22 protein-coding genes are annotated in these 22,495 nt (G+C 38.4%); 14 read left to right on the top strand and 8 right to left on the bottom strand.

The genetic code is table 11. From position 1 onward, the window contains the following. The first annotated feature begins 352 nt into the window (after window positions 1-352). Genes CLW00_RS06920 through CLW00_RS06905 form a run of 4 tightly spaced genes read left to right on the top strand, consistent with a single transcriptional unit; the run spans window position 353 to window position 4,239 of the window. Window positions 353-1,648: a DUF2851 family protein gene (locus CLW00_RS06920; protein ID WP_106132930.1), complete on the top strand. Its 1,296-nt coding sequence runs from the start codon at window positions 353-355 to the stop codon at window positions 1,646-1,648. Window positions 1,649-1,703: 55 nt separating this feature from the next. After that, window positions 1,704-2,342 (top strand): acetyltransferase, encoded by a 639-nt coding sequence (locus CLW00_RS06915; RefSeq protein WP_106132929.1) that lies wholly within the window; start codon window positions 1,704-1,706, stop codon window positions 2,340-2,342. Window positions 2,343-2,396: 54 nt separating this feature from the next. Then, entirely contained in the window at window positions 2,397-3,410 is a 1,014-nt protein-coding gene (trhO, locus tag CLW00_RS06910) for an oxygen-dependent tRNA uridine(34) hydroxylase TrhO (protein WP_106132928.1), read from the top strand. After that, the gene (locus tag CLW00_RS06905; protein WP_106132927.1) at window positions 3,373-4,239 is read left to right on the top strand and encodes a nucleoside phosphorylase; all 867 of its coding nucleotides are present in this window, start codon (window positions 3,373-3,375) and stop codon (window positions 4,237-4,239) included. Before trhO ends, CLW00_RS06905 begins: the two co-directional genes overlap by 38 nt. Window positions 4,240-4,261: 22 nt before the next feature. On the opposite strand, the gene CLW00_RS06900 is transcribed toward CLW00_RS06905, so the two are convergent. The 3 genes from CLW00_RS06900 to CLW00_RS06890 all read right to left on the bottom strand — a co-directional run bounded on the left by CLW00_RS06900 (window position 4,262) and on the right by CLW00_RS06890 (window position 7,333). Beyond that, window positions 4,262-4,543: a hypothetical protein gene (locus tag CLW00_RS06900; protein ID WP_106132926.1), complete on the bottom strand. Its 282-nt coding sequence runs from the start codon at window positions 4,541-4,543 to the stop codon at window positions 4,262-4,264. Between the two features lie 94 nt (window positions 4,544-4,637). Continuing rightward, window positions 4,638-5,264, bottom strand: coding sequence for a response regulator (locus CLW00_RS06895; protein ID WP_106132925.1), 627 nt, complete (start codon window positions 5,262-5,264; stop codon window positions 4,638-4,640). 2 nt (window positions 5,265-5,266) lie between these two features. Next, window positions 5,267-7,333, bottom strand: a complete 2,067-nt coding sequence (locus CLW00_RS06890) for an ATP-binding protein (protein WP_106132924.1) — start codon at window positions 7,331-7,333, stop codon at window positions 5,267-5,269. A 350-nt stretch (window positions 7,334-7,683) separates the two neighbouring features. Between CLW00_RS06890 and CLW00_RS06885 the strand changes: the two genes are divergently transcribed. Beyond that, window positions 7,684-10,119, top strand: coding sequence for a TonB-dependent receptor (locus CLW00_RS06885; RefSeq protein WP_106132923.1), 2,436 nt, complete (start codon window positions 7,684-7,686; stop codon window positions 10,117-10,119). Between the two features lie 99 nt (window positions 10,120-10,218). Beyond that, window positions 10,219-10,932 carry a DNA alkylation repair protein gene (locus tag CLW00_RS06880; protein WP_106132922.1) on the top strand — a complete coding sequence of 238 codons (714 nt, stop codon included), beginning with the start codon at window positions 10,219-10,221 and terminating at the stop codon, window positions 10,930-10,932. Between the two features lie 8 nt (window positions 10,933-10,940). On the opposite strand, the gene CLW00_RS06875 is transcribed toward CLW00_RS06880, so the two are convergent. Both CLW00_RS06875 and CLW00_RS06870 read right to left on the bottom strand, forming a co-directional pair. Then, on the bottom strand, window positions 10,941-12,830 hold the full coding sequence (locus tag CLW00_RS06875; protein ID WP_106132921.1) for an ABC-F family ATP-binding cassette domain-containing protein: 1,890 nt from the start codon (window positions 12,828-12,830) through the stop codon (window positions 10,941-10,943). Between the two features lie 106 nt (window positions 12,831-12,936). After that, window positions 12,937-13,254, bottom strand: coding sequence for a hypothetical protein (locus CLW00_RS06870; protein ID WP_106132920.1), 318 nt, complete (start codon window positions 13,252-13,254; stop codon window positions 12,937-12,939). A gap of 32 nt (window positions 13,255-13,286) precedes the next feature. On the opposite strand from CLW00_RS06870, the gene CLW00_RS06865 reads away from it, so the two are divergent. After that, window positions 13,287-13,949: a hypothetical protein gene (locus CLW00_RS06865; protein ID WP_106132919.1), complete on the top strand. Its 663-nt coding sequence runs from the start codon at window positions 13,287-13,289 to the stop codon at window positions 13,947-13,949. Here CLW00_RS06865 and CLW00_RS06860 read toward each other — a convergent pair whose 3' ends face one another. After that, window positions 13,950-15,740: an ABC transporter ATP-binding protein gene (locus tag CLW00_RS06860; protein WP_106132918.1), complete on the bottom strand. Its 1,791-nt coding sequence runs from the start codon at window positions 15,738-15,740 to the stop codon at window positions 13,950-13,952. 146 nt (window positions 15,741-15,886) lie between these two features. Here CLW00_RS06860 and CLW00_RS06855 point away from each other — a divergent pair, with 146 nt between their 5' ends. The 7 genes from CLW00_RS06855 (at window position 15,887) to coaE (ending at window position 21,241) form a co-directional block, all read left to right on the top strand. After that, window positions 15,887-16,987: a Glu/Leu/Phe/Val family dehydrogenase gene (locus tag CLW00_RS06855; protein WP_106132917.1), complete on the top strand. Its 1,101-nt coding sequence runs from the start codon at window positions 15,887-15,889 to the stop codon at window positions 16,985-16,987. A 135-nt stretch (window positions 16,988-17,122) separates the two neighbouring features. After that, window positions 17,123-18,307, top strand: coding sequence for a transcription antitermination factor NusB (nusB, locus tag CLW00_RS06850; protein ID WP_106132916.1), 1,185 nt, complete (start codon window positions 17,123-17,125; stop codon window positions 18,305-18,307). Between the two features lie 10 nt (window positions 18,308-18,317). Continuing rightward, the gene (locus CLW00_RS06845) at window positions 18,318-18,620 is read left to right on the top strand and encodes a YtxH domain-containing protein (RefSeq protein ID WP_106132915.1); all 303 of its coding nucleotides are present in this window, start codon (window positions 18,318-18,320) and stop codon (window positions 18,618-18,620) included. A 173-nt stretch (window positions 18,621-18,793) separates the two neighbouring features. Beyond that, the gene (locus tag CLW00_RS06840; protein ID WP_106132914.1) at window positions 18,794-19,336 is read left to right on the top strand and encodes a DUF1573 domain-containing protein; all 543 of its coding nucleotides are present in this window, start codon (window positions 18,794-18,796) and stop codon (window positions 19,334-19,336) included. A 3-nt stretch (window positions 19,337-19,339) separates the two neighbouring features. After that, the gene (gene yajC, locus CLW00_RS06835; protein ID WP_106132913.1) at window positions 19,340-19,651 is read left to right on the top strand and encodes a preprotein translocase subunit YajC; all 312 of its coding nucleotides are present in this window, start codon (window positions 19,340-19,342) and stop codon (window positions 19,649-19,651) included. An 8-nt stretch (window positions 19,652-19,659) separates the two neighbouring features. Next, entirely contained in the window at window positions 19,660-20,625 is a 966-nt protein-coding gene (locus CLW00_RS06830; RefSeq protein WP_106132912.1) for a YbbR-like domain-containing protein, read from the top strand. Then, window positions 20,615-21,241, top strand: coding sequence for a dephospho-CoA kinase (gene coaE, locus CLW00_RS06825; protein WP_106132911.1), 627 nt, complete (start codon window positions 20,615-20,617; stop codon window positions 21,239-21,241). Before CLW00_RS06830 ends, coaE begins: the two co-directional genes overlap by 11 nt. On the opposite strand, the gene CLW00_RS21615 is transcribed toward coaE, so the two are convergent. Both CLW00_RS21615 and CLW00_RS06815 read right to left on the bottom strand, forming a co-directional pair. Further along, the gene (locus CLW00_RS21615) at window positions 21,226-21,468 is read right to left on the bottom strand and encodes a hypothetical protein (protein ID WP_106132910.1); all 243 of its coding nucleotides are present in this window, start codon (window positions 21,466-21,468) and stop codon (window positions 21,226-21,228) included. The genes coaE and CLW00_RS21615 overlap by 16 nt on opposite strands. Next, window positions 21,465-22,436: a tetratricopeptide repeat protein gene (locus tag CLW00_RS06815; protein ID WP_106132909.1), complete on the bottom strand. Its 972-nt coding sequence runs from the start codon at window positions 22,434-22,436 to the stop codon at window positions 21,465-21,467. Before CLW00_RS06815 ends, CLW00_RS21615 begins: the two co-directional genes overlap by 4 nt. Window positions 22,437-22,495: the final 59 nt, after the last annotated feature.

The raw sequence follows: 22,495 nt of genomic DNA, 5'->3' as shown, positions 1-22,495 counted from the left end.
TTTACAATCATTATGGAGTTTTTTTTGCCATGTATGAATGATAGTTACGAAATCGATTGCGTTTCAAGAATTATATTTGATCCGGGAAAAAATTATAATTAAGTAATTGGTATACAGTGTTTTGCATTCAATGGAGAGGCGTGCTTTCTTTTTGATTTTAGGGTGCTTTTTATCAGTTATACTTTGGGGATTGGTGAAAAGAATAGTCTATTCCTTTTTAGTATCTGGAGTTGTCTGCGATATTTTTCTACATAAATTATTCTTCCATAACCATTTTTTATTTTGTGAAATACAATTAAATTGATAATCATATTGTTAGTTCATTATTGTCAACTTTTAAATCTGAACTTTTATGGAATTCAAAGAAGATTTTCTGCAGGCAGTGTGGAAATACCAGTACTTCGACAAAAACAGCCTCAATACTACAGAAGGACAGATGCTGGAAATCAAAAAAATCGGTTTTCACAATTTTTATCATGGCCCTGATTTCTTGGAGGCATGTGTCAGGATAGGAGGGCTGGATCTTTTTGGACATGTGGAGGTCCATCGCAAAGCTTCAGATTGGAAAAGCCATGAACACGATGTTGATCCTAGGTACAATTCGGTCATCCTTCATGTAGTTTATGAAAATGATAAACCAATTTTGAGAAATGACGGAACGGTGATTCCCACCTTAGAGCTTAAAGGTAAAATCCTTCTAAACGTTATCAGAAGTTATGAAAAGCTTCTAAGTGCTGGAAATGGGATATTGTGCGGTAATGAGCTGGAGAAAATGCAGTCTATCATGAAATTTTCTATGGTCGAAAGGGCACTGGTGGAAAGGCTTGAAGCCAAATCATCGCAGGTTTTTGAAATATTGGAAAAGAATAAGGGAAACTGGGAGGAAACAAGCTACCAATGGCTTTTTCAGAGTTTTGGCTTCAAGACAAATGCCCCATCAATGTACATGTTAGCAGAAAGTATCCCCTACAAACTTCTCCAAAAAACCAGCCATCACCCAAAAGGTATTGAAGCGATTTTATTTGGTCAGGCTGATTTGCTCCCTGATATACCGGAGGACGATTATACCGAAGAGCTTCTAAAAGAGTATACATTTTATCAAAAAAAGTACTCTTTAAAACAGCAGGTATTTCGGGGAGATTGGAAATTTATGGGGGTAAGACCTCAAAATAGTCCTGTACTCCGCATAGCTCAGCTGGTGTCTTTTTTATCTCAAAACAAAAATATATTCAGTGAAGCAATATATGATTTTTCAAGTTTTGCAGCTTTTAAAGAGCTGTTTAGTGCAGAACTCTCAACATATTGGGTAAGTCATTATCGGCCTGGAGTACTTTCTAAAAAACCTTTCCCGAAAAAATTGACTGACAATACCCTAAGGCACTTGGTGATCAATTTTGTAGTGCCGCTTTGGTATAGTTATGGCAGATTTGTGGAAGACAGCATTTGGAAAGAAAAGTGCTTTGACCTTTTGCAGGAAATCCCTTCGGAGTCCAATCATATCATCAAAAAATTTGCATCACACCATTGGTCTTGTGAAAACGCTTTTGACAGTCAGGGAATGATTGGCCTTTACAATAACTATTGTATCCATAAAAAATGCATGGATTGCAAAATCGGTCAATCCTTACTTAAATCAGTATCTGCTTGATTTTTGGTTGGCAGGTTGATTTACTGTACTTTTGCACTCCGATCAAAGAAATGAAATGGATAAACCTGTAATCATATTAGGCGCAAAAGGAATTGCACAAGCTGCATTGGAAATTTTCAACAGCAATGAGGTCATCACTTATGGATTTTTGGAAGAAGATGCAACAATGCATGGCACTGAAATCAATGAAGTTTCCGTATTGGGGAATCCTGAGGACGAAGGCTTCTTGAAATTGATAGGTAAAAAGTGTGAAGCATTTGTAGCGGTGGATGACAATAAATACCGACAATTTTTAGTCAAAATGCTCAATGATAACCGAAAAGTACAACCGGTCAATGCCATACATCAGTCTGCCTACATTTCTACAAATGCAGCAATAGGTCATGGTAACTTCATCAATGCCAGGGTCACTATTGGTACAGCAGCACAGGTTGGCAGTCATTGTATTTTGCATTCAGGAGCGATCATTGAGCATCAGGCAGAGTTAGCGGACTTCGTGCAGGTAGGTGCAGGGTCTTTTATCAATTCTAATGTTAAGATAGGAAAGGGAGCCTTTATCGGTTCAGGAGTGACGATTGTATCAGGAGTGACAATCGGCAAAAATGCGAGGGTTGGGGCAGGTTCAGTCGTCATCTCTGATGTTCAGGATGGAGAAACTGTATTCGGTAACCCTGCAGCGCCAATTAAGAAATAATTAAATTCTCATATACAAAAAACCAAAACACCCTGCTGAAACAGGGCTTAAGTTATGGAAAACAAACCGTATAGCGTATTGCTTTATTACTGTTATGCTACGATCGAGGATCCTGAGGCATACAGAGAAGAACACCACCTATTTTGCGTGGAAAACAACATCAGGGGAAGAATCATCATTTCTCCAGAAGGGCTTAATGGAACTGTGTCGGGCTTGCACGAAGATTGTCAAAAGTACATGCAATATGTTCTTGGAGATCCTAGGTTTGCGAAAACAGAATTTAAAATTGACAGCCATGATCAGCATGCTTTTGCCAAAATCCATGTAAGGGCAAAGCCAGAAATTGTCCATAGCAGTCTGAGGCATCTTGATCCCAATGAAAAAACGGGTAAACACCTAGAGCCTGAGGAATTTAAGGCTCTCAAAGACCAAGAAGATGTAGTTATTCTTGATGTAAGGTCTAACTATGAACACGAGTTGGGAAGGTTTAAAAATGCCATTACCCTGGATATTGACAACTTCAGGGATTTTCCTGAAAAAGTGAAAGAGCTTGAACACCTTAAGGGTAAAAAAGTCCTGACTTATTGCACTGGAGGTATCAAGTGTGAAAAAGCTTCTGCATTTCTATTGGAACAGGGTTTTCAGGATGTGTATCAATTGCATGGTGGAATCATCAAGTATGGCATGGAAGCTGGAGGAGAAGACTTCGAAGGTAAATGTTATGTATTTGACAATAGGATAGCTGTAGATGTCAATAAAGTGAATCCTAAGGTAATTTCTACCTGCCATGTCTGTGGAACGGAATGTGATAGGATGGTCAATTGTGCCAACCCAATTTGTAATGAGCATCTTCCTATTTGTGAAAAATGCGGCTGGGAGCTAGATGGGGCATGTTCTGTAGCTTGTAAAGAGCACCCTGAAAAAAGGCCATACGATGGGACTGGATATTACCAGAAACAGTCAAACGGATACAACCCTTACAAAGGTATTTTCCGAAGAGAGGATAAAGAAAAAATTAAAAGCATCATTCATGAGCAAGAGAATTCCAGAATCGGAACTGATCATTAATCCAGACGGAAGTATATACCATCTCAACTTGAAGCCAGAACATCTGGCTTCAACTGTTATTACCGTGGGAGATCCTGACAGGGTTCAAAAAGTCTCTCAGTATTTTGACGAGATTGAGTTCAAGATGTCAAAAAGGGAGTTTGTAACCCATACAGGTACTTATAAAGGCAAGCGTATCACTGTCATGAGTACGGGGATGGGAACTGACAATATCGAGATTTTTATGACAGAATTGGATGCATTGGTCAATGTGGACTTGGAAACACGTTTGCCGAAAGAAAAGCACACCAGTTTGGAAATCATTCGTGTCGGTACTTCAGGTAGTATGCAAGCTTCTATTCCAGCTGGATCTATGTTGGCCTCTTCCTTTGGAATTGGATTGGATACTTTGATGACTTTTTACAATACCCAATATTCTGATATGGAAATAAAAGTTGGGGAAAAGATCAAAGAAGAATTAGGTATTTCTTTTCTACCCTATTGTATTCAGGGGTCCGAGAAACTGTTGAAGTTATTGAGTGATGGCTTGATAGTAGGAAATACAGTGACTTGTCCAGGGTTTTTTGGGCCACAGGGGAGACAGGTAAGGCTGACTCCAGCTATTCCTGACATCATCGAAAAGCTCAGTAATGTAAATGTTGATGGATTTAATTTGACCAATTTTGAAATGGAAACTGCGGGCTACTATGCCATGGGAAGGTTGCTAGGTCATGAGGTCATGAGTCTAAATGCGATTGTTGCCAATAGGATCACGCATGAATTTGCGGACAATGCCTATGAGATCGTGGATAATCTTATCCAACATACCTTAAAAAAATTGGCGGGTTAATACCCGCCACTTTTCAGTCTAATCACCCATTATAAACTACTCTTTCAAAAAGTGTAGTATTTTCTATACTCAAAGATTCCAGATCTAAGAGTTCAATGTTTTTTAAGAACTTACCCAATACATCGGAACATTCTTGTCTACTTAGGTAAACTCCAAAAATCCTGTCTTTGGAGCTGACCATAAATACCCTATTGCTGTCAAAAATCCTGACCAGACTTTCCCAGTCAGACATCATCAATAGCTCGTCGGCCTTGCTTATTGATTGTATTATTTTAAAATCTCCAAAAGTAGAATTGATTTTCATGGTTAAAGCTTGATGTTTGATAATCAAATTTAGCTTTAACAAAATGCTCAATCAATACGTGGTAACACGTATATTTCACTGTAAAGGGGCTGTATTAGAAGATAATACCTCGGTTTTTTTGAGCCCATACCAAAAGCGCATTGTGTTTTTTATCAATGTTCAATTTATTGATAATGTTGCTCCTATGCTTTTCTACGGTACGTTCGGCTACAAAAAGTTTGTCTGCAATTTCTTTGGTAGTAAGACCATCGGCAATAAGTCTTAGGATTTTCTTTTCGGAAGGGGTTAGTGATATACCTTCTTTTAAGTTTTCTTGGTCCTCGCTATTTTTGAATAACTTTTCACTGAAGTATTCTTTACCTTCAACGATTCTTTCTAAGCAAGTCAACAATTCTTCTGTTGCAAATTCTTTGAGAAGATAGCCGGAGATATTGAGCTCTTTGGCTTGTTGGTAGATGAAAATTTCCCGATGAAGTGTGAAAAGTATGATTTTGGTTTTCAGGCCTTTTTCCATGCAAGCTTTAGCTACTTGAAGCCCTGTCATATAAGGCATTTCCAAATCCAAAATTGCTATTGGTGGGGTATGATGTTGTATAGCTTCAAATGCCTCTTCCCCATCAGTGGCCAAAGCTGCAATATGGTATCCTTTTTCCTCCAAAAAGTCCTTTAAGCCTTTCAATAATAATGGATGGTCGTCAGCAATTACAAGTTTGAGACTCATGGTTATTTATAGAAGTAAAATGAAAATTTTGTTCCTTTCCCTTTTTCTGAATCCACTTTCATAGTTCCTTTCAGGCTTGCTGTTCTTTCTTTTATCGTTTTGAGTCCTAAGCTTCCAAAATCCTGGTACTTTTCTGAAAAGTCGAATCCTATTCCGTTATCCTCTATGGAAAGATTGACCATGCGATTGTCCAACACCAGCATTACCCTAACGGCAGAGGCTTGAGCATGTTTGAGAATATTGTTGAAAACCTCTTGCACCATTCGGTAAATTTGGAGCTGTTCGTTCTTGTCAAATAGCGAATCGACAGTATCCAATTCTGCACTGATAAAAATTTCTGTTTCTTCGTCAATATTGTCCAGCGTATTTTGGATGGCTTGGGTAAGTCCGAGTTCTTCGAGCTTAAAAGGATGTAGCGACCTTGATATCCCTCTCAATTCCTCAATGGCTGAATTTAGCAATCCGGTAGCTGATGGATCGGCACTCATTGCTACTTTATTCTTAATTAAGAGGAGACTTTGCCCCAATCCATCATGCAGGTCTTTTGAAATTCTTTTCCTTTCTTCCTCCTGATAGACCAAAAGGTCTCTTGAAAACTGCTCCTGCATTTTTTTGGCTGATTTTTCTGCTTGCAAATTCCTGTATAAATAAAGAAGTATAAGTATTGTGACCAAGCAAATCGATATGCCTATGATCCAAAACAACTTTTTTTGATTTGCAGTGGTGATGTTTTCAATCTCCATTGTTTTGTTCAGTAGCTCTCGTTCCTTTTTCTCTGTCTCGTAGAGTGTTTGGTAATAGGCAAAAGAAGTGGCTTTGTTTACTGCGAATATAGAGTCTTTTTTATAGGTCCATTTCTGCAACGATTCAAACGCCTTGGCATAGTTGCCCATTGCCTGATTTAATTCAGCCTCAAATTCCAAAGCGTCTAATTTGTCATTGATTTGGTCAGAATTGTTTGCCAGTATGGTATACTGCCGAAGTATGGCCGAAGCTGTCTGTGGGTTTCCAAAATTCATTTCTCCCAAAAAATTTGTCTTAAGAAAAGATAAATCCAAGTATGATCCTTCACCCATTTTTGCATTTTTGATGCTGTCCGCTCTATCAAAATGAAACCGGTATTTGTCTCTTTCCTTCTTCTTGGCATAGTGATTAGCCATTGATAGGTTAAGGCCTATCTGTAGGTGTGGGTCTTCCATGTTATCCCCCAATTGCTCATAAACCTCTGATAGGATATTGATGTTTTCCTCATGAAAACCAGCTTTACGATATGTTCCAGCACGATTGTACATCACGATAGCCCAATCATTCATGTTATTGTCTGCGCGGTATTTTTCCAGTAGTTCCAGCCTTATTTTCTCGGCTTCTTCCAACATGCCATAGCGCCCGAATATAATACTCATGCTGTTCTGTACATGCGCTTCAAAATCCTCATCACCTGATAATTCATAAAGCAAAGCTGCCTGTTGGTAATCATTCAATGCATTGATAAACTCACCTTTGTAATCTCTTGCCTGTCCTCTAAAAAACAGGGCATCCGCTATGTATAAGGAATCCTGGTTTGAGAAATTGTTCTTTGCATTTGTGTATTCAGCAATAGCCTCTTCAAAATTCCCCAAGTCATAGTAGGCTGCCGCCAATTTTAGGTAAATGTTGCCTTTTGTCCGCGAAGATTCAACCTTGTCAGAAAAACTTGCTGCTTTTTGCATTACCTCAAGTGCCTGTTGCCTTTCAGCTGGCCTGACCTGGTGTAACTGAAACAACTCGATAGACCATCTTCCAGCTTTATCAAATTCCGCAGAAGAAATTGCCAAATCAATGGCTATGGGGTAATGTTCTAATATTTGGTCATCATTACCTTGATCATAGAGTAAGGGCAATAGGTCAATGTAAATAGCTAATCTCTCCTTAGGCTGGGTATCTAGTAATTTGAGTAATGAATCAACTTTTGTTTCTTGGGCCAGACTGGGCTTTGATATTAAAATCAATAGTGAAAAAAGAAACAATAAAATGTAATGTAAATTATAGTTAGTGGTGTAGTGAAGCATACTTGATTCAATATTAAGCATTTCGAACCCTAAATTATTCTTTTTTAAATAAATATTAGGGCTTTAGACCCCCGTCTATGTAAAGAATTGACTTTTTATCTACAGATATCCCCGACCAATGTATATACATTGAATTAGGGAACAATGTGTTCTCTACATCGTTTTTTAATATGAGTCTTGTTTCTTTTAGGCTGAATAAAAGTTTAGGAAAAACTTAGACAGATAGTTTTTTAAAACTTTTCAAAAACAAAATAATTTACGTATAAATGGTCTTTTTAAATCATTTTATGGCTATAATTGATAAAAATTAGTTTAATATTCAGAATTAAATTTCGTAAATTTGAATTTAGCTTACCACACAATAAAACATTATGAAACCTGTATTAACTGTATTATTTTTAGGATTGCTTTTTCTCGTCAGCTTTAGCACTCAAGGTCAAAATTACAACATTAAAGGGAAGGTTCTCGAAAGAGGTTCTGAAAACCCAATGGAATTTGCCAATGTTGCGCTTTTAGATCCCTCTGATTCTTCATTGGTAACTGGAGGAATGACAGAATTGGATGGGTCATTTGATTTTCCGGCTGAAAGCGGAGATTATATTCTTAGAGTTGGGTTTATTGGTTACGAAAATTTGTATAAAAACATATCTATTGGAAATAGAAGTGTTTTAAACGTCGGGAACTTACGTATTAGGCCTGATGCTCAAAATCTCGAAGAAGTTACAGTAGAAGGTGTACAATCCATGTTTGAAAGTGACATTGATAAAAGGAGGTACAATGTTGAAAACAGTATTCTGGCGCAAGGTGCATCCGCTTCAGAATTACTGGCGACATTACCTTCTATTCAAGTTGATGATGAAGGAGAAATTTCAATGAGGGGCTCAGGGGATATCTTAATATACATCAATGGAAGGCCTTCCAATATTTCCGGTGATGGTATTGAAGCAGTCCTTTCTCAATTTCCAGCCAATAGTATAGAAAGCGTGGAGTTAATCACCAACCCTTCCTCAAGGTATGATGCTACAGGTGTAGGTGGTATAATTAATATAATTCTCAAAAAAGATGAGAAACTAGGATTTAATGGACAAAGTCAGGTTTCGGTAGGTACACGAGATAAATATAATGCCAACATCAACCTTAATTACGGAGGGGAAAAAGTAAATTATTTTGCAAATTATAGTTACCAAAACAGAAGGCTTTTCAGGGAATCAGATGCAAACAGGATTTCTAATATTCCAAATCTATCTCCAATATTGAATCAGGATTCTTATGGAGAAAATTATAATATTTCCCACCTGGCTAGAGTAGGTTTAGATTATAATATGACAGAAAATTCTACTTTAGGATTTTATGCCCAAGCCAATATCAGAGAAAGAAATGGTGATAATATTTTAAATCAACGGTTTTTGAACAGTGTGCAAAGTTTGGACAGTCTTTTTGTAAGAGAGAATTTCGATACAAATAGTAGCACAAACTTTGAAACTGGAATTACCTATGGATTGAATTTAGACACACTGGGTCAAAGAATCTATACATCAATTTCGTTTGCTACTGACAGAAGAGAAGACTTTGATACATGGAATCAGGAGTTTTTTAATTCTCAGGGCAATCTTGTGGAGGAAGGATTTGTTCAACAAGATTTACCAAGAGATCAAACTTCTAATTTGATCGTTTTACAATTCGACTACATCAAACCTTTTTTAGATGGAGGGACTTTTGAAACTGGACTTAAAGGTACATTAAGTGAATGGGATAGAAGTCAGAGATTTTTTCAAGCTGATGCGAACACTTCTTTTTTGCCTCAGGAGATTGATTCAATTTCAAACACATTCAATTTTGTAGAGAATGTATATGCAGCTTATGTGAATTATAATAGTAGAGTGGGGAAATTTGGATACCAGGCAGGCCTTCGTGCAGAATATACTGAGACAACTTCCATTTCGGGAAATCAGCCTCAGCCATTTGTGAATAACTATTTTGACTGGTTTCCAAGTCTTTATGCTACTTATAATATCAAAGATGAAGAAGAGTTTATAATCAATTACAGTAGAAGGATTTCAAGGCCAAGGTTATGGGGATTGACACCATTTTACAGGGTTAATGATCCCCTCAATTTGCAAATTGGAAACCCTATGCTTATGCCCGAATATACCAATAGCTTTGAATTTGGGTATCAAAAGGGGTGGACAAATTATCTTTTGTCGGCCACAGTGTACCAAAGGTTTTCTACTGATGTTCAAAGTAGAATCATCGAGCTATTTGACAACAACGTGTCTATTACCACTCGGGAAAATGCAGCTAGGAGAAACAATACGGGATTAGAAGTGATCAATCAAATTCAGCTTGCAGATTGGTGGGATGCAACATTGACGGGTAACTTTTTTTACTCAGAAATTATAGCGGATAACTTGGAAAGGCCTTTTGTAAACTCCAACTTTAGCTGGACTGTGAATCTTTTGACCAATATTGTAATTCCTAAAATCGCTAATTTTCAGATGCAGGCGAATTATCGTGGGCCAATAGTATTGCCACAGGGTGAAATCGAACCTTTATACAGTGTCAATGCTGGGGTGAAGAGGAATGTACTGAATGATAGAGGTACAATTAGTCTCAATGTAAGTGATATTTTCAATACACAGGTTTTCCGTATCAGGACTGAAGACCCAAGATTTGATCAAACGCGATTGTGGAATAGAGAAACTAGAATTGGCACAATTGCCTTTACTTACAGGTTTGGTGGTTTCAAAGACAGAAACGGAAGAGAAGAACGAGGTAGAGAGGATTCTGGAGAAGATATGGACTTTTGATCCAGCTTCTGCAAATACAGATTTTAAAAATTACATACAGCCCTTCCGTTTGGATGGGCTGTTTTTTTTGAACAAATTTCGTCTTTGAAGCTACTCGATATGACTTTGCTATCTGATATAATTATTCTAGAAATTCAGGGATTTTCGGATCCTTCCAAAGTAGTTTTCCATCAAAAATTCTTTAAAACAGGAATAGGTGAATACGGAGAGGGGGATCAGTTTTTAGGTGTAAAAGTCCCGGAACTTAGGCAAATCACTAAAAAGTATTGGAAGGATATTACCGCATTCGAAATAAAAAAGCTGTTGGATTCGCCCTACCATGAAGTCAGGTTGGCAGGAATATTCATTCTTGTTCAGAAATATGAGAAATCGAAAAATGAAAAGGAAAAAGAGGCTTGGGTTGATTTCTATTTGGACAATAAATCTGCTGTGAACAATTGGGATTTGGTAGACAGTTCGGCTCCTCGCATTTTAGGTGCATGGTTGCACGATAAACCAAAAGACTTATTGTATGACTTGGCCAGATCAGGCAAACTTTGGGATCAGAGAATAGCCATGCTCAGCACATTTTACTTTATCCGCAATCACCACTTTGAAGACGCTTTGGCCATAGCTGAAATCCTTATTCAGCATTCGGAAGACCTGATTCAAAAGGCTGTAGGGTGGATGATCAGGGAAGTTGCCAATAGGGACTTGAAGACTGGTGTAGATTTTCTTGAACTTCATTGGAAAAAAATGCCAAGGACTATGCTTCGCTATGCTATAGAAAAGTTTGATGAGGAGTTGAGACAAGAATTTTTGAAAAGAAAGTAATAAGGGGATCAATTGATCCCCTCTAATTCACTCAATTCAAGCCAGCGCATTTCAAGTGCTTCTAGATTTTCCTCAATTTCCTTTATCCGCACTGACCATGAGGTGATCTCTTCATGGTCCTCAGAACCCTCAGAAATTTTCCCAATCAGGATAGCCTTTTCTTTTCCCAAGGCCTCCATTTTGTCATTGATTTCTTCAAACTCCTTTTTCTCCTTAAAACTCGCTTTTGTAGTTTCACTTTTTACTTGTTTGCTTGGAGCAGCTTGCACAACAGGAGCTTTTACTGTTTTTTCTGAAGTCTTTTGTTCTTTATCCCACTCCCTGTAGTCAGTATAATTTCCTGGGAAGTCTTTGATTTTTCCTTCACCTTCAAACACAAACAAGTGATCCACCAGTCTGTCCATGAAGTACCTGTCATGGGACACGATGATGAGGCATCCTGGAAATTCATCCAGGAAGTCTTCCAAGGTATTTAAAGTGACAATATCGAGGTCATTGGTAGGTTCATCCAAGATCAAAAAGTTAGGACTTTTGATCAAAACCATCAGCAATTGGAGCCTTCTTCGCTCTCCGCCACTTAGCTTGGCTACAGGTGTGTACTGTTGCTTTGGAGGGAAACCAAATTGGGTAAGAAATTGAGATACTGTAATCGAAGAACCTCTTCCCGTGGATACTACTTCAGCGATATCCTTGACAATATCAATCAATGCCTTTTCCTCATCAAAAGAATCCTCTTCCTGTCTGTAATATCCAAAGGCAGTGGTCTGACCTGTGCTGATTTTTCCCGAGTCAGGTTGCAGTTGCCCTGTGATCAGATTGAGAAAAGTAGTCTTGCCGGCACCATTTGGCCCAACGATTCCTATTTTATCTCCCTTCTTAAAAGTATAACTGAAATCCTTGATGAGGGTCTTCTCATCATAGGATTTGTTCATTTTTTCAATTTCTATGATCTTATTGCCTAGCCTCTGACTGGTCACCGTCAATTCAATATCCCTTTCTTCCCTTTTTTGGAAAGCCCTTTCTTTGGTTTCTTCAAAAGCGTCCACCCTGTATTTTGCCTTAGTGCTACGGGCTTTGGGTTGTCTTCTGATCCAGTCCAATTCTTTTTTGTACAGGCTTTTGACTTTCTCTTGTTCGGTCGCTTCTATTTCCCTTCTTTCTGCTTTTTTCTCCAAAAAGTAACCATAATTTCCCATGTATTTATGGACTTTTCCCTGATCCAATTCAAGGATTTGGTTGGTGACTTTCTCTAGGAAATACCTGTCGTGAGTGACCATGAAAAGGGATAGGTTGGCTTTCGAAAGGTAGTCCTCAAGCCACTCGATCGTTTCCAAGTCAAGGTGGTTGGTAGGCTCATCCAAAAGCAATAAGTCGGGCTTTTCCAAAATGGCTTTTGCCAAAGCGACTCTTTTTCGTTGACCACCGCTCAAATTGCCAACATCCACTGTGGTATCATGCAGGCCTAGTTTGCCAAGTACCTCATTGATCTGATACTCATAATCCCAAGCTTCCAGGCGGTCCATTTTTTCAAAAATCGCCTGCATTTCATTTGAATTATCTATGCCTTTTTCCGAATCCAGTAATGCCTTTTGATAAGCCTCTATGACTTTGAGTACTTCACTTCCGCTACTGTCAAAAATGGTTTGGTAAATGCTGAGAGAAGGTGTGAAAACTGGGTTCTGATGTACGTAGGAAACTTTGACCTTTTGATTGATGGCGATATCTCCTCCATCGGCCACTTCTATTCCCATGATGATTTTCATCAGGGTAGATTTGCCGGCTCCATTGATGCCCACTAATGCTACTTTTTCGCCTTGATTGATCCCAAAGGATATATTTTGAAATAGTCTTTTATCTCCGAAAGACTTACTCACATTGTCTACTGAAAGGTAATTCATGCCGCAAAGATAAAGCTTTATTTAGCCTTTGGCCTTACGGATTCAGGAAATACATAAAAAACCGCTTAATCGTAGGGGGAGCTCATAAATCTGAGAAAATCAACTTCTATTTCGAACCCAACAACGTTCTGATTCCTTCCAATATCTGTTTGAATCCTTCTTTGAAATGGACGGCAGACTCACTGAGCTGAGGTTCATACTCCTCTTTTTTCTCTTTATACAATTTTTCTACTTTGGCTTTTCCTTTTTTAAACTCCTTTTCCAAAGTGGTTTTTTCGTCCCTCAGGTCATTGATTTTATTTTCTATATCTTCTTTTACCTCTCCTCCGGCTTCTTTACCTTTTTCGATTAATTCTTCTATTTTAGCACCGATTTCCTGAAGGAGTGATTCCACTTCATCAAATCCTGATTTTTTGTCTGACATATATTCAACCGTTAAATTATAACTCAAAAGCAATGATAACCAATATACTAAGTAAGCTTCAAACCACCAGTAAACTCAAATATAATTTGTTCGACAGTGCTGTTTCTCTTTTTGCTCAGTTAGAGGAGATTTGCAAGGATGTCACGCTTGAATTACAAGAGGCTGATAAGGGAGAAAAGCCCATTCCCATCAAAGTTGAAAAGATCAACGATTATGAATTTATATTCAGGGTTGGCGGTGATGTCTTGGTTTTTATTTTGCAGAGTAATATTGTCAAGCTTCCAGATGATACTTATCTGGCAAAATCAAAATACCTGAAAAGCGACCCCGATCTCAATTATTTCGGACAGATTTTGATTTACAACTTTTTGAGTGACACGCTGACCTTTGGGAGGTTGGATGACCCTGGGTATTTGATAGGCAGGATTTTGATCAATAAGGAAAACAAGTTTTTCCTGGAAGGAGATAGAAAAATTGTTTTCAACTTTCCTGAGTTGAAAGACAATCCTGTGACCAAAGAAAAAATGCGCAGCCTGATAGAAGATCTCATTTTGTCAGCACTCAGCAATGATTTATTGGCGCCGGCGTTTCATGACATTATGGTGATCAATTACCATCAAAAGCTCGAGCATACCTCAAGTATGGGTAATCCCCAAAAAATAGGTTTCGACTTTTTTGCCAAGAATAGGGAGTAATCAGTCCTCTACTGTTTCTGGACTTTGGGTTTGCTTTTCGTAGAGTTCGGCATACACGCCCTTTTTCTCTAAGAGAAAAGCATGTGTGCCCTGTTCTACAAGTTTCCCATCATCGAGGACGATGATTTTATTTGCAAGCTTGGCCGAGGAGACCCTATGTGAAATAATGATCGAGGTCCTATTGACCATGATTTTTTTCAATGCGTTGAGGATTGAATTTTCTGTTTTGGTATCTACAGCAGACAAGCAGTCGTCCAAAAGTAGTATGCTTGGCTCTTTGGCAATCGCCCGGGCAATAGACACCCTTTGTTTTTGTCCTCCTGAGAGTGTGATCCCGCGTTCTCCCAATTTGGTTTCAAATCCTTTAGGGAAATCTTTGATGTTTTCATACACATCAGCATCCTTAGCAGCTTTTTCTACGACACCTTCGGGAATGTTGTCAAGGCCAAATCCAATATTATTGCTGATGGTGTCACTGAATAAAAATACATCCTGAGGTACAAATCCTATTTGTTTCCTGAGAGAAGCAATGTCATAAGCCTTTATATCCCTGTCATCAATCAATATGTGACCTTCGGTAGGGTCATACATTCGCATAAGAAGATTGGCAATGGTAGATTTGCCTGATCCTGTAGTACCGATGATGGCCAATGACTCTCCTGAGTTGATCGAAAAACTTACCTTATCCAAGGCTTTTATTCCTGAGTCTGGGTAGACAAAACTCAAATCATGTACCCTGATATCACCTTTGATGTTTTCTTTGAGATTTTCAGTGCTGACAATGTGATTTTTTTCATCTAAAAATTCATTGATTCTAGCTTGCGAGGCAGCTGCCCTTTGAATAATACTGGTCACCCAACCCAAAGAGGTCACAGGCCAAGTCAGCATATTGACGTAAAGGATAAATTCCGCGATTACTCCATATCCAATAGTGCCTTCTATCACTTGAATCCCTCCTATGTATACTGTCAGTATAGTGCTGAAACCGATCAAAGCCAATATAAGAGGGAAAAATAATGACTGTACCAAAGTCAGTCTGATGGATTTGTCCTTATAATCGATACTGGCCTCTTTGAATTGCTCAGAACTGTCCTCTTCTCTTACAAAGGCTTTTAAAACCCGTATTCCTGAAAAAGCTTCCTGAACAAAAGTGCTCAGGTTAGAAAGGCTTCGCTGTATTTTTTCGGACCTTTCATTGATCAGATTATTGACAAAATAAATGCTGATCGATAAGATTGGAAGTGGAATCAATGAATAAAGTGTGAGTTCTACATTGACACTGAGCATATAGCCTATGACCATAGGAAAGAGGATCAGTAAATTTAGGCCATACATAATGGCAGGGCCCAGGTACATCCTAACCCTACTGACATCTTCAGTGATTCTTGCCATCAGGTCGCCGGTACTGTTTTTTCTATAAAAGCTAAGTGGCAGGTTTTGGTAATGTTCAAAAATTTCATTTTTCATGTCAAACTCTATGAGCCTGGACATAATAATGATGGTCTGCCGGATCAAGAAAAGGAAAAAGCCTCTCAACAGAGCCATTACCAAGATCAGTACACCGAAAATAAGTATGTATTTTAGGAATTGGGACCTGGCAAAACCTCCCAAGGTCTCGCCTTCGATTACTTGAAAATATGAAAAACTCTCAACCACATAATCTATTGCTATTCTTACTAACTGGGCAGGGATTATTACAAAGAAATTGGAAATCACAGTGAAAATGATTCCCAATAGGATGTATCCCTTGTACTTGAGTAGATATTTATTTAGACGTAAGAGAGGCTTCACAGAAGAAAAATTTTTAAATCACTTGATAAGTTTTTTATTACTCTATTAATTGCATTAGTAAAGGCCAAACAAAATATATAATTTTGTGCCTGTGTAATACAAGACAGCAATCCCAAATATAACACAATTAAAAATTCCAAGTTCACATGGTAGAAGTAAATACTGAGGAAAAAGTGAGGGAAGGATCAATCTATGGACAGATCACTTCCTTGGGGCATGAGCAATTGGTCATATGTTATGACGAACCCACGGGGCTCAAAGCCATTATAGGAATTCATAATACTGTATTAGGTCCAGCCTTGGGTGGAACCAGGATGTGGAACTACGCCTCAGAAGCGGAAGCTATCACAGATGTCCTTAGGCTATCAAGAGGGATGACCTTCAAAGCGGCCATTTCAGGTTTGAACTTGGGAGGTGGGAAAGCTGTGATTATCGGTGATCCAAAGCTCAAGAATGAGGCTTATTTGCGCAGGTTTGGCAGGTTTATCAACAGCCTAGGAGGTAGGTATATCACTGCAGAAGACGTAAATATGAAAACCAGCGATATGGAATATATCGCCATGGAAACCAAATATGTGACAGGACTTCCTGAAGTAAGAGGCGGTGGTGGAGATCCTTCTCCTGTCACAGCATATGGCACATATCTTGGAATGAAGTCAGCTGCCAAAAAAGCTTATGGTTCGGATAGTCTTACTGGCAAAAAGATCGCTGTACAAGGGATTGGTCAGGTAGGTAAATACTTGGTCGAACACCTAGTGAAAGAAAGGGCTGATGTTTATATCACTGATATTTTTGAAGACAGATTGAAAGTAGTAGCCAAAGAAACAGGTGCTACGGTCGTTGATCCAGCTGTGATTTATGATTTGGACATGGATATTTATGCACCTTGCGCATTAGGAGCAACTATCAATGACCAAACGATCGATCGGTTGAAGTGCCAAGTAATAGCCGGTGCTGCCAACAATCAGCTGCAGGATGAAGAAAAGCATGGGAAAATTCTTTTGGAAAAAGGCATTGTCTACGCTCCTGACTTCTTGATCAATGCCGGTGGTTTGATCAATGTGTATGCTGAGTATGTAGGTGGTTATAACAGGGAGTTGACTTACCTACATGCTGATAAAATATATGATATCTGTACAGCTATCTTGTCAAAATCAGAAACAGAAAATATCCCAGCACAACAAGCAGCAATAGAAATGGCTTGGAATAGAATTGAATCTATGGGCAAAGTCAAATTGCCATATTGATAAACCAAACAATCAAAACCACTTGTGAATGAACTTTGTACATTTGCAGGTGGTTTATCTCGTAATCGGGAAAAGGGGACTTTCATTCCCCATCCAACTCAATTAGTATTATATTTACGTTCTTTAATTTCGGGTATGTTAAACAGAAGAATTCTCAGAGTCAAGGCTTTCCAAAATCTTTACGCTTACGAACAGTGTAAGGCCTCAAATCTCAACTTGGCCAAAGATCAGATCAAAGATGCATTTCAGCCTGACCTGAATAGTATGGAAGTCCAAGATAAACCTTTACTGAAAAAGGAGGCTGCCTTGGCTACAGACCTGTTTATCAAAAATCTCAACAATGATATTTTTGAGTCAGATACATACAGCAATCCGAAAATTGTGGTAGAAGCCAAAAAAGCGATTAATGCTTTCAAGCAAGCCAATAACAAAGATTTTGATTTTTTAGCCAATAATATGGTCTCTTCGGCGGAGAGATTACCACAACTATACCTTTTTTCTATCCAGATTTTGCTTGCATTTGCAGAACACGTATCAGCCGAAGCTGGCAGGAAAATGAAAATGTCCAAAGATGTCATTCATGTTGAAAAAAACGGGCTCAATTTGGGTCAAAATAAGATCTTGATGAAAATCAAGGAATCTGAAATTTTCAATAGCGCTGTGACCAGACATGGGGCGTATATCGATGATTTAGAACTTGAGATCAGAGAATGGTACAGAGATTACGTGAAACCATTGGAAGGGTATCAAACATATATGAAGAACTCCTCACCAAGTTTGGAAGATGACTTCTTGATTGTTGATGATATTCTCAAACAAGTCATCTTTAAAACTGACGCCATTCTTAATTTCTTTTCAGAAAAAGACCTGAATTGGACTGAAAATAAGTCAGTAATTAGAAGTTTGGCTTCAAAAGTGCTTAAAAATGTAAAGGAAAACTTTGATTCTGAAGATGAACCACTTCCAGAAATAGCACTCAACTGGGAAGATGATAAGGAATTCTTCCAAAATATCTTTAACTTGACAATTCAAAATGACGACCAAAATAAAGATTTGATCGCAAAAAGAACTCAAAATTGGGATATTGAAAGGATTGCCCAGACAGATAAAATAATTTTATCTATGGCAATCACGGAAATGAAAAATTTCCCCAGCATACCGGTAAAAGTAAGTATCAACGAATACATAGATATTTCAAAGACTTACAGCACACCCAAAAGCAAGCAATTTGTAAATGGTTTGCTGGATGTTTTGTCCAAAGAGTTAACTGAAAGTGGTCATATCCGTAAGAGTGGAAGAGGTCTTTTAGATAACAAATAAAAATACAGAAATGAGCAAAAATTCAAACACATGGATCGCATTCATCGCAGGAGCTGGCATAGGTGCTGCCCTTGGTGTATTGTTTGCACCTGATACAGGTAAAAATACCAGAGACAAACTCACCTATAAGCTCTCAAGGTATAGTGAAGAGTTGGAAGTACTGATCAATGACTTAAGAGAAGGTAAAAATCTTCCTCAAAATGAAGCGAGATCAGAGGGCAATAAAGTTATCTCTGATGCTAAAAACAAAGCGGAAAACTTACTAAGCGATGTGAATAAATTAATTGAACAAATCAATAGAGAAGCTAATTAACCCTTATTATCATGAAATCGATCCTGTCTGTGGCAGGCTGGTATTACATGAAAGACATAAAGTATGATGCCCTCCCCAGGGATAGTTATCGGGGCTATGAGGGATAAAATGCGAAGATTACATAACCTGCCCCTACTAATCGGGGTGACCATTGAAAAACAAATTATAAACATATGAAATACATTAAATTATCTGTAATGGCGCTTGCAGTAGCGCTGTTCTCAGTAGGATGTGAAACAAAAAGTGCAGACCAATCTGACAAAATTGCAGAATTAGAGCAAAAATTATCAAGACTTGAAGCTGCTCAACCAGCTACACCAGCTAACGTAACTTCCAGTCAACCTGCCGATCCATCTACACTGGGTCAGTTTGGCTTCAGTGAAATGGAGTTTGACTTCGGGACCATTGACGAAGGGAAAGTTGTAGAGCACATTTTCAAATTCACCAATGATGGACAAGCTCCTTTGGTGATATCCAACATAACTGCATCTTGTGGATGTACAAGTCCTGACTGGACCAAAACTCCAATCAAGCCAGGTGATGAAGGATTTGTAAAAGTAGTGTTTAACTCTACAGCAAAACCGGGAACTCAAGCCCCGACAGTTACGATTCAGGCTAATACCAATCCTAGCGTGACAAGATTGAGAATGAAAGGAAATGTTACACCTAGATCACAGGCGGGAGCCGTTGGACAAGCAGGTCCAGTTAAGAGATAGTATATGAAACTTTGGATTTTATTGCAAGCTGAAGGCAGCGGTATTATGGGACAAGTGTTCCTGTTTGGTTCCATCATTTTGATCATGTATTTCTTCATGATCAGGCCACAGCAAAAGAAACAAAAAGAAACAAAAAATTTCCTTGAAGCTATGAAAAAAGGCGACACTGTGGTAACCATAGGTGGCATTCATGGCAAAGTGAGCTCCATGGATGGTGACACCATCACAGTGGACTTGGATAAAGGAATGAAGATTAAGGTAGAAAAATCAGCTATTTCGGCTGAATACACCAAAAAAGCTATCGGAACTAAATAAGATCCACCTTGGCTACAATCAAAAAACGATTTTCCAATCTTTCTCCGCAGAAGATTGCAAACCTCAAAGTGGCGGCACTGTGTTTTCTCGCAGCCGCCACTTTTTGGGTTTTAAATGCGCTCAATAAGGATAATTACACCACATTGGTAGACTATCCTATTGAGATCGTATTTGATACTGAGGAATTCATGCCTGTAGAGAAATTGCCCAGCCGAATCAAAGTGGAGGTGAATGGCAATGGATGGGACCTCTTGCGGAAGTACTTTAAAGTAAATGAAGCACCGTTTTTGATTGAAATCAATAATCCTTCTACCAAAAACTATATTCTCACCTCTGAAATAAGAAGAGGTCTTGCTGAGTCAATCAATCCTACCAATTTGGTCTCGATGGTTACGGATACCATTACATTCAATATTGATAAGGTAGTGACTAGAAAAATTAAGGTGCAGCTGGATACAACGTCCAACTTGCTTGCCAGAAACTACAATATCGCAGGAGATATTGAGTTAGACCCTAGTATTGTCAATATTAAAGGACCCACTTCGGTTTTACAGAAGCTCGATGGAATGATCACAGTATCTTTAGGAGAAACTAGGATCAATAAGAATTATAATAAAATCCTTCCGCTTGAATTATCTGATGATTTGAGAGAGTTCTTGACTTTGGATGAAGAAAGCGTCCATGTTAAATTTGATGTATATCAAATGCTTGAAGGAAACAAGCGCCTTAAAATCAAAAAATTGAACTTCCCTAACAGTGTGTCTCTTGCAGAAGAACCATCTATTGTGATGAGGTACAGGATAGATGAAAGAAGGGTGCAGGATTTGAATAATTTTGAGTTTGAAGCTGTGCTAAATTATTACAACCGAAACAGAAATGACAGTACTGTTACGGTACAAGTAAACCCAAAGCCCCCTTTTTTAGAAAACATTGAAATCGATCCTTCTGTGCTCAAGCTGAAATATGACGAATAAGAAACCATTGACCGTTGGCATTACAGGAGGTATTGGTTCAGGGAAAACTACTGTTGCCAAGATTTTTTCAATATTGGGTGTTCCTATTTATTTTGCCGACGATAGGGCTAAATGGTTGATGGGAAATGACCCTATACTCATCAGTAAGATCAAAGAGAGTTTTGGAGAAGAGAGCTTTTCTGAATCAGGCGAACTAAATCGAAAATATCTTGCGGAAAAGGTATTCGCAGATACTGAAAAAACCAAACAGATCAATGCTTTGGTACACCCTGCAGTAGGTAAGGATTTTGAAGTATGGGTAGCCCTTCAAAATGCTCCTTATGTCTTAAAAGAAGCTGCCCTTCTTTTTGAAACAGGGTCTTACAAGCAACTAGATCAGGTTATCAACGTCAGCGCTCCTTTGAAATTAAGAGTTTCCAGAGTTTTGATGCGGGATCCCCAACGCACCGAAAAACAAATCAACGACATTATTGACAAACAGCTACCGGACGAAGAAAAAAATGAAAAAGCTGATTTTGTCATCAAAAACACGGAAAATAAGCTATTGATCCCTCAAGTGCTTAAAATTCATCAGGCTTTGAAGACAAAAGCTGATTCAGGTCAAATTGATATTTGAATTTGATCAAGGTAGAATTTCATGCGAGAATGTCGTCTGTTCAAAAAATCGATTTTGTCAATTTTATCTAATTTGTGGTTATAGAAAACCTCGACGTATTCATTCTCCCAAAGGTAAAGATTGACCTTGTGGGAATAATACCTGATGGCGACTACAAAAGTAGCATCCGTATACAGGATCTGAATTTTTTTGTGTAAAGTTAAACGTCTGAAATCTTCCCTACTCATTCTTTCAATTTTGCCAATTCCATTTCTGATGCAATATAACCAAATGCAGCCCAATATCCAGTTTCAATAACGTTCTGAAATATGCTTTCTGCCTGAATTGTATCTCCTTTTGTTAGGTAATAGTTGCCCAGTCCATAACCTTGTGTGACATATTGTAACTTTTGATCTTGCTCGTCCGCATTGACATCTAAAAGATTTTTGGGATCCAATTGTCCTTTGTACATCAAGATTCTTTTATGGTATGCATCATTTTCGATAATGTTCATTTTATCAGATACTACAGCGATTGCATTTTTTGCTTCTTCGCTTTTCCCCATTTTCATCAATGTCATGTAGTACCAGTCCAGAGTGGCCACCATCAGGTCGTCATTATCAGATACTTTCAGACATTCTGTGTAGGCCTCAAGTGCTTGTTCCCAGTCTCCTATGAGGTAATGTGCCAGGCCCAGGTGATACCATACATTGAATTGAATATTCGAAAGTGGGATGTTTAATTTATTTGGCATTCCATCCTCTTCTATGATCAATTCTTTCCCCTCCATTAATAGAACTGCCTTTTCAAAATCCTCTATTGCTTGGTCAAATTTTCTCACTGTGACAAATCTGTGCCCCCTGTGTCTCAATGGTTCAAATGCTAGAGGATATTCTTTTATGGCTTTGGTAAACGTCCTTATGGCAAGGTCATGCCTGCCTAGGTATGCCTCTCTTCGGCCAATCCAGATAAGGTTTTCCATTGAAGGGTCTTCAGAATATTGTTTCTCGGCTGCTTGAAGATTACGTATCTGATCGCTTTGGGACGATGAATCTATCCTGGACGTAAGCGTGTCTCCCAATAAGCTGACACCTTGTATTACGGTTGCACTTTCAGAATTATAGCTCGTTGTATAGGATGAAATATTATTTGATGGAGAGCTACAGGAAAAAACTCCAACAACAAAACTGAAATAGATAGATTTTTTGAGGTTCATAGCGTTAATTTAAGGGATCAATTACTTTTGTATTTCTGATCGATTTACTTACAACTGAA

The sequence above is a fragment of the Mongoliibacter ruber genome (assembly GCF_003003005.1).
Lineage (GTDB): Bacteria > Bacteroidota > Bacteroidia > Cytophagales > Cyclobacteriaceae > Mongoliibacter > Mongoliibacter ruber.
Note: the sequence above shows the minus strand (reverse complement) of the source record. Positions and strands in the feature narration are given on the sequence as shown.

Bases quoted from the DNA above. Each gene is read 5' to 3' on its own strand.
- CLW00_RS06920 (WP_106132930.1), top strand. From the start codon at position 353: ATGGAATTCAAAGAAGATTTTCTGCAGGCAGTGTGGAAATACCAGTAC.
- CLW00_RS06915 (WP_106132929.1), top strand. From the start codon at position 1,704: ATGGATAAACCTGTAATCATATTAGGCGCAAAAGGAATTGCACAAGCT.
- trhO (WP_106132928.1), top strand. From the start codon at position 2,397: ATGGAAAACAAACCGTATAGCGTATTGCTTTATTACTGTTATGCTACG.
- CLW00_RS06905 (WP_106132927.1), top strand. From the start codon at position 3,373: ATGAGCAAGAGAATTCCAGAATCGGAACTGATCATTAATCCAGACGGA.
- CLW00_RS06900 (WP_106132926.1), bottom strand. From the start codon at position 4,543: ATGAAAATCAATTCTACTTTTGGAGATTTTAAAATAATACAATCAATA.
- CLW00_RS06895 (WP_106132925.1), bottom strand. From the start codon at position 5,264: ATGAGTCTCAAACTTGTAATTGCTGACGACCATCCATTATTATTGAAA.
- CLW00_RS06890 (WP_106132924.1), bottom strand. From the start codon at position 7,333: ATGCTTAATATTGAATCAAGTATGCTTCACTACACCACTAACTATAAT.
- CLW00_RS06885 (WP_106132923.1), top strand. From the start codon at position 7,684: ATGAAACCTGTATTAACTGTATTATTTTTAGGATTGCTTTTTCTCGTC.
- CLW00_RS06880 (WP_106132922.1), top strand. From the start codon at position 10,219: ATGACTTTGCTATCTGATATAATTATTCTAGAAATTCAGGGATTTTCG.
- CLW00_RS06875 (WP_106132921.1), bottom strand. From the start codon at position 12,830: ATGAATTACCTTTCAGTAGACAATGTGAGTAAGTCTTTCGGAGATAAA.
- CLW00_RS06870 (WP_106132920.1), bottom strand. From the start codon at position 13,254: ATGTCAGACAAAAAATCAGGATTTGATGAAGTGGAATCACTCCTTCAG.
- CLW00_RS06865 (WP_106132919.1), top strand. From the start codon at position 13,287: ATGATAACCAATATACTAAGTAAGCTTCAAACCACCAGTAAACTCAAA.
- CLW00_RS06855 (WP_106132917.1), top strand. From the start codon at position 15,887: ATGGTAGAAGTAAATACTGAGGAAAAAGTGAGGGAAGGATCAATCTAT.
- nusB (WP_106132916.1), top strand. From the start codon at position 17,123: ATGTTAAACAGAAGAATTCTCAGAGTCAAGGCTTTCCAAAATCTTTAC.
- CLW00_RS06845 (WP_106132915.1), top strand. From the start codon at position 18,318: ATGAGCAAAAATTCAAACACATGGATCGCATTCATCGCAGGAGCTGGC.
- CLW00_RS06840 (WP_106132914.1), top strand. From the start codon at position 18,794: ATGAAATACATTAAATTATCTGTAATGGCGCTTGCAGTAGCGCTGTTC.
- yajC (WP_106132913.1), top strand. From the start codon at position 19,340: ATGAAACTTTGGATTTTATTGCAAGCTGAAGGCAGCGGTATTATGGGA.
- coaE (WP_106132911.1), top strand. From the start codon at position 20,615: ATGACGAATAAGAAACCATTGACCGTTGGCATTACAGGAGGTATTGGT.
- CLW00_RS21615 (WP_106132910.1), bottom strand. From the start codon at position 21,468: ATGAGTAGGGAAGATTTCAGACGTTTAACTTTACACAAAAAAATTCAG.
- CLW00_RS06815 (WP_106132909.1), bottom strand. From the start codon at position 22,436: ATGAACCTCAAAAAATCTATCTATTTCAGTTTTGTTGTTGGAGTTTTT.